The sequence below is a fragment of the uncultured Cellulomonas sp. genome (genome assembly GCF_963527515.1).
Lineage (GTDB): Bacteria > Actinomycetota > Actinomycetes > Actinomycetales > Cellulomonadaceae > Cellulomonas.
Map to the genome: position 1 here is coordinate 1 of NZ_CAURTV010000161.1, position 5,497 is coordinate 5,497.

General features: G+C 74.0%; 4 protein-coding genes and 1 pseudogene. 2 read left to right on the forward strand and 3 right to left on the reverse strand.

All coding sequences use genetic code 11. The features are described 5' to 3' along the window. The 3 genes and pseudogenes from RYN42_RS19510 to RYN42_RS19520 form a co-directional block, all read right to left on the reverse strand. Positions 1-417 (reverse strand): annotated as a pseudogene (locus tag RYN42_RS19510) (hypothetical protein); the annotation flags it as partial. An 84-nt stretch (positions 418-501) separates the two neighbouring features. Then, positions 502-1,998 (reverse strand): S1 family peptidase, encoded by a 1,497-nt coding sequence (locus RYN42_RS19515; RefSeq protein ID WP_315099073.1) that lies wholly within the window; start codon positions 1,996-1,998, stop codon positions 502-504. Positions 1,999-2,074: 76 nt separating this feature from the next. Next, the gene (locus RYN42_RS19520) at positions 2,075-3,043 is read right to left on the reverse strand and encodes a LysR family transcriptional regulator (protein WP_315099076.1); all 969 of its coding nucleotides are present in this window, start codon (positions 3,041-3,043) and stop codon (positions 2,075-2,077) included. A 109-nt stretch (positions 3,044-3,152) separates the two neighbouring features. Here RYN42_RS19520 and RYN42_RS19525 point away from each other — a divergent pair, with 109 nt between their 5' ends. Next, entirely contained in the window at positions 3,153-5,069 is a 1,917-nt protein-coding gene (locus RYN42_RS19525; protein ID WP_315099079.1) for a DEDD exonuclease domain-containing protein, read from the forward strand. An 8-nt stretch (positions 5,070-5,077) separates the two neighbouring features. Beyond that, positions 5,078-5,359, forward strand: coding sequence for an Lrp/AsnC ligand binding domain-containing protein (locus RYN42_RS19530; protein WP_315099082.1), 282 nt, complete (start codon positions 5,078-5,080; stop codon positions 5,357-5,359). Positions 5,360-5,497: the final 138 nt, after the last annotated feature.

Genomic DNA, 5,497 nt, shown 5'->3' on the forward strand with positions numbered 1-5,497 from the left:
CTCGAGGCGCGCCTGCACCGCGGCGGTCGCCGCCGGTGGCGTCGCCTCCGCCTCGTCGGGGAGCAGGTCGCGCCAACCCGGCTGACCGAGGAGCCAGGCGCCCGCCGCGGACTGCACCGACCGCGGAGCGGGGTCCGCCGCGTCCGGCACCACGCCGGCCGCCAGCTCGGGGTTCGTCTGCGCCCACACCCGGGCGACCCGGGCCCGGAAGCCGTCGTCCTGCAGCGCGCCCCACAGCGGTCCCGCTCCGGCCGTCGCACGCCGGCGCGGGGCGAACCGGTGGACGGCGCGCAGCGTCGGCGGGACCTCGACGGGCTCGGTGGCTCCCAGGACGTCCGCGGCCACCTGCACCAGGGCCGTGCGCAGTGAGGTCGGCACCTGCTCGGCGTCGTCGCCGGTCACGCCCTCGCTGCTCATGACCAGCACCCTAGGCGGCCAGGACGGCAGACGGCCCGACGACCACCCCGGGAGGTGACCGTCGGGCCGTGCTGCCGCCGCGGGTCAGGGAGTCGTGGCCCCCAGGACGTACGCGCCGGAGCCGGAGTAGGCGTCGACGACGTACCGGTACGTGCCGGCGGTGCCGGTGTAGGTGAACGCCTCGTTGTTCGACGCGGTGGTCCCCCGGGCGACCGTCGACCAGGCCGTCCCGCTGCGCTTCTGCAGGTAGAGGTCGAAGTCGGCGCCGGTCGGCCCCGCGAGGCACAGCCGGAAGGTGCCGCTGCGCGTCACGCTCACGGAGCCGCCTGAGGGCTGGGCCACCGCGGACCCGGAGCTGAGCGTCCCCTGGTAGCTGGCCGCGTAGCCCGAGCACGCCGTCGTCGGGGGCGGGGTGGTGCCGCCTCCCCCGGTGGTCAGCGTGAGGCCGTAGGCGGACAGGATCTCGTTGACGGGCTGGAAGTACGTGGTGCCACCCGAGGAGCAGTTGCCTGACCCGCCCGACGTCACGCCCTGCGCCTGGTTGCCGGCGATGAGCGAGCCGCCCGAGTCACCCGGCTCCGCGCAGACGTTGGTCCGGATGAGCCCGCTGACGGTGCCCTCCGCGTAGGTCACGCTCGCTCCACGGGACTGGATCGTCCCGCAGTGCCAGCCCGTGGTCGAACCTGACCGGCAGACGGCCGCACCGACGGCGGCGTCGGTGGAGCCGGCCACGGAGACGCGCGAGCCGTTGTACTGGTTCACCGCGCCGACGGGCGTGTTCCCCGCAGCCGCGCCGATCCACGAGTAGTCGTTGCCGGGGAAGCTCGACCCGCGGAACGTCCCGCTCGGGGTCGCGGTGGTCGCCCCGACCCGGCCGCAGTGCCCGGCCGAGACGAAGCCGCCGGTGACCGCGAACCCGACCGAGCACCGCGACGTGCCGCCGATCGTGTAGGCGTTGCCACCGATGATGTCGATGAAGGTCCGGGGAGCCTCCTGCGTGGCCTGGAACGTCACCGCACCCGTCGGCACCCCAGCGCGCTCGACCAGCTCACGCGCGGCCGACTCGCCGCCCGGCCGGACCGAGACGACGACCTGGTTGGTCGTCACGTCGACGTACCAGCTGGGGACCTTGTCGGGCGCGTCCGCACGGGCGGCGTCGAGCGAGGTCTGCCAGCTCTCGAGCTCCGCGAGCGTGTTGTCGACGACGACCGCCTTCGCGCCCGCCAGCCGGACCGCCGAGGTGGAACCGCCGGCCGCGACGCCGACGTACAGCACGTTCTTCGTGGGATCGATCCACGCACCCGCGAAGGTGGAGCCGAGCCGAGCCGCGAGGGCGTCCTGGATCCCCGAGGCACGGGCCTGGAACGTCAACCGCGCAGCGGCTGCGGACGCGCTCAGCCCGAGGTCCCTCTCCAGAGCCCGCTGGAGCGCGGGATCCACTTTCTGCTCGATGCCGAGCTCGTGCGGGCTCGTGGATCCGGGGTCGGACGTCGCAGCCGTGGATCCGACCGCCAGCGGTCCGGCGAGGAGCGCGCCGGCCGCACACGCCGTCACCGCCGCTCTCCAGGTGTGTCGCGTCATGTCTGTCGTCCCTCCGTCGTCACATCGGCCGGGAGGCCAGCAGTCACGATAGGCGTGACAGGGGTCGAAGAGAAGATCACCCAGAGGTCATAGCACCGTGGTTATGGCGCTGCGGACCCACCCAACCGAGGAAGCGCGGGCTGCTGCGGCTCACCGCCTCGGCGTGCGCGCGCACCGCGGAGTCGACCATGCCGTCCACCGGCAGCGGCGCGCCCACCTCGTGCCACCCGACGTGGTGGGCCCACTGCAGCGGGGCGCCGGCCAGCGGCAGCACCGACACCCCCGGCGTGTCGGGGAAGGTCGGCTGCACCAGCGCGACGCCGTGGCCGGCCCGCACCAGGTCGACGCACGCCGACCGGTCCGCCTCGTTCACCTTGCCGGGCGTGAAGCCGGCGCGGGCGCAGGCGGTGACGAAGCAGCGCTGGAAGCAGCCGCCACCGGTGACCCCGAGCCACGCGGAGTCCGCGAGCTCCGCGAGGGTGACCACAGGGCGCGCCGCGAGCACGTGGTCGTCGGGGACCAGGACGAAGACCGGGTCGGTGCTCACCCTCCACCACCGGACCCCACCCGCGGCAGGCGGCGAGGCGTTCCCGCACATGCCCACCAGCGCGACGTCGAGCGCTCGCGACGCCAGCTGCTCCACCACGTCGTCCACGTCGGGCAGGGTCACGCTGGTCACCTCGGCGTCGAGGCGGGAGACCAGCAGGTTCACGAACAGCCCGCCGATGGCCGTGCTCGCGGTGCCCACCCGGACGGACCGGGTCCGCTCCTCCCGGTCGGAGACGATGCGGCGCGCGTCGTCCACCAGGGCCGACATGGCCGGGAGGAGCACCTTGGCGCGGCCCAGCACGAACTCGCCGAGCGCGGTGGGCCGCGTGCCGCGCTGGTCGCGTGTGAACACCGCGGCGCCGAACGTCCGGTCGATCCGGTTGAGCTGGGCCGTGAGCGCGGGCTGCGTGAGGCCGAGCGTCGCCGCGGCACGCGTGACCGAGCCCTGCTCCGCGACGGTCACGATCAGGCGGAGGTGACGCAGCTCGAGCTCCATCCGCCGAAACTATCGGCGCACGACGTCCGTGGGGAGGGGCAGCGGCCGCTTCGCGACCCACCGGGCGGGGAACCGGGCGGTGTCGGTGGCCGTGGGTAGCGTCCCAGCCATGTCCCCCGTCCGCCGCCTGCGCCCCGTCTGGGCGGACGCGTCGCCGGACCTCACCGGCCGGCCGGTGCAGCCCAGCCTCGACGACCTGGGCACTCCGCTGTCGGACGTCACGTTCGTCGTCGTCGACCTGGAGACCACGGGCGGGACGCCCGCGGACTGCGCGATCACGGAGATCGGCGCCGTCAAGGTGCGCGGCGGCGAGGTCCTGGGCGAGTTCCAGACGCTGGTGGACCCCGGGGGTCCGGTCCCGCCGTTCATCCAGGTGCTCACGGGGATCACCACGACGATGCTCGTCGGCGCCCCGCCGATCGAGCAGGTCCTGCCCAGCTTCCTCGAGTTCTCCCGCGGCGCCGTGCTGGTCGCGCACAACGCACCGTTCGACATCGGGTTCCTCAAGGCGTCCGCAGCCCGCACGGGTCACGCCTGGCCGGGCAACCAGGTGGTCGACACCGTCCGGCTGGCCCGGCGGGTCGTCACGCGCGACGAGGCACCGAACCACAAGCTCTCCACCCTCGCCGCGCTGTTCCACGCCACGGTGACCCCGAACCACCGCGCGCTGTCCGACGCCCGCGCGACGGTCGACGTCCTGCACGCCCTGCTCTCCCGTCTGGCTCCTCTCGGCGTGACCCACCTCGAGGACCTGGCGACCGCCACCGACCCCGTCCCCGAGGACGTCCGCCGCAAGCGCACCCTGGCGGACGGGCTGCCGGACAGCCCCGGCGTCTACCTGTTCCGCGGACCCGGCGACGAGGTCCTCTACGTCGGCACGTCGACCACCTCCCTGCGCCAGCGGGTCCGGTCGTACTTCACGTCCGCGGAGAAGCGCAGCCGGATGATCGAGATGGTCCGCGTCGCCCACCGCGTCGACCCGATCCCGTGCGCGACGCCGCTGGAGGCACGGGTCCGGGAGCTGCGGCTCATCGCGGCCCACACCCCCCGCTACAACCGCCGTTCCCGGTTCCCCGAGCGGATGCCGTGGGTCCGGCTGACGTCCGAGCCCTATCCCCGCCTGTCGGTGGTGCGGGAGGTCAAGGACGACGACGGCGCCACGTACATCGGCCCGTTCTCCTCGTCGTCCACCGCCCAGCTCGCCCTGGACGCCCTGCACGAGACCTTCCCGATCCGCCAGTGCACCCGTCGGCTCCCCCTGCTCGCACCGCCGGGCAGCTCGGCGTGCGTCCTGGCGGAGATGGGCAGGTGCGGTGCCCCGTGCACCGGCCACCAGGGCGTCCCCGAGTACGCACAGGTGGTCGACCGCGTCCGTCACGCGATGCTCGCCGACGCCGCACCGGTGGTCGAGGCGCACGCCGACCGGATCGCGTGGCTCGTCGCGCAGGAACGGTTCGAGGAGGCAGCGACCGTCCGGGACCGGCTCGGTGGGTTCCTGCGGGGCGCCTCGCGTGCCCAGCGGTTCGCCCCGCTCGCCGGCTGCGCGGAGCTGGTCGCCGCGCGCCGCGCCGACGACGGCGGGTGGGAGCTGGTGCTCGTGCGCTTCGGCCGTCTCGCCGGCACCGCGCGGGTGGACCGGCACACCGACCCTCGGCCCGCGATCGCCACGCTCCAGGCGACCGGCGAGCAGGTGGAGCCGCCCGTCGCACCCGCCACGGCGGCGCACCCGGAGGAGACGGACCTAGTCCTCGCCTGGCTCGAGAAGCCGGGGGTACGACTGGTCGCCGTCGACGTGCCCTGGGCGTCCCCGGTGCGCTCGGCGGAGTCGGTCGGGGACCCGGCAGCAGCCGTGGCCACCCTGGTCCGGACCCGGTCCGCCCCCGACGCCCAGGTGCACCGGCTCATACCCACCGCGAGCGGGACGCCCGAAAGGGAGCTCGACGTCGCCGAGGCCCGCCCGGTGACCCTGGACCTCGACGACGCGCGGATCATCCCGCTCAGCATCCGCCCACCTCGCACGGCATGATGACGAGCATGCTGACTGCCATCGTGCTCATCGATTCGGACGCCTCGCGGATCCCGGAGGTGGCGGCCGAGATCGCGGACATCCCGGGCGTGAGCGAGGTCTACTCGGTGACCGGCGAGGTCGACCTCATCGCCCTGGTCCGCGTCCGCGAGCACGACGACCTGGCCGACGTGATCGCCGACAAGGTGAGCAAGATCGAGGGCGTCGTCCGCACGCAGACCTACATCGCGTTCCGCACGTACTCGCAGCACGACCTGGAGCAGGCGTTCGCCCTCGGGCTGGAGGACTGACCTGGAGCGCAGCGGAGGCTGAGGGGCGCGGAGCGTCACTCGGCCGTAGCGGAGCGGAAGGTCAGTCCGACCACAAGCACAGCGGACTGACCTGGAGCGCAGCGGAGGCTGAGGGGCGCGGAGCGTCACTCGGCCGTA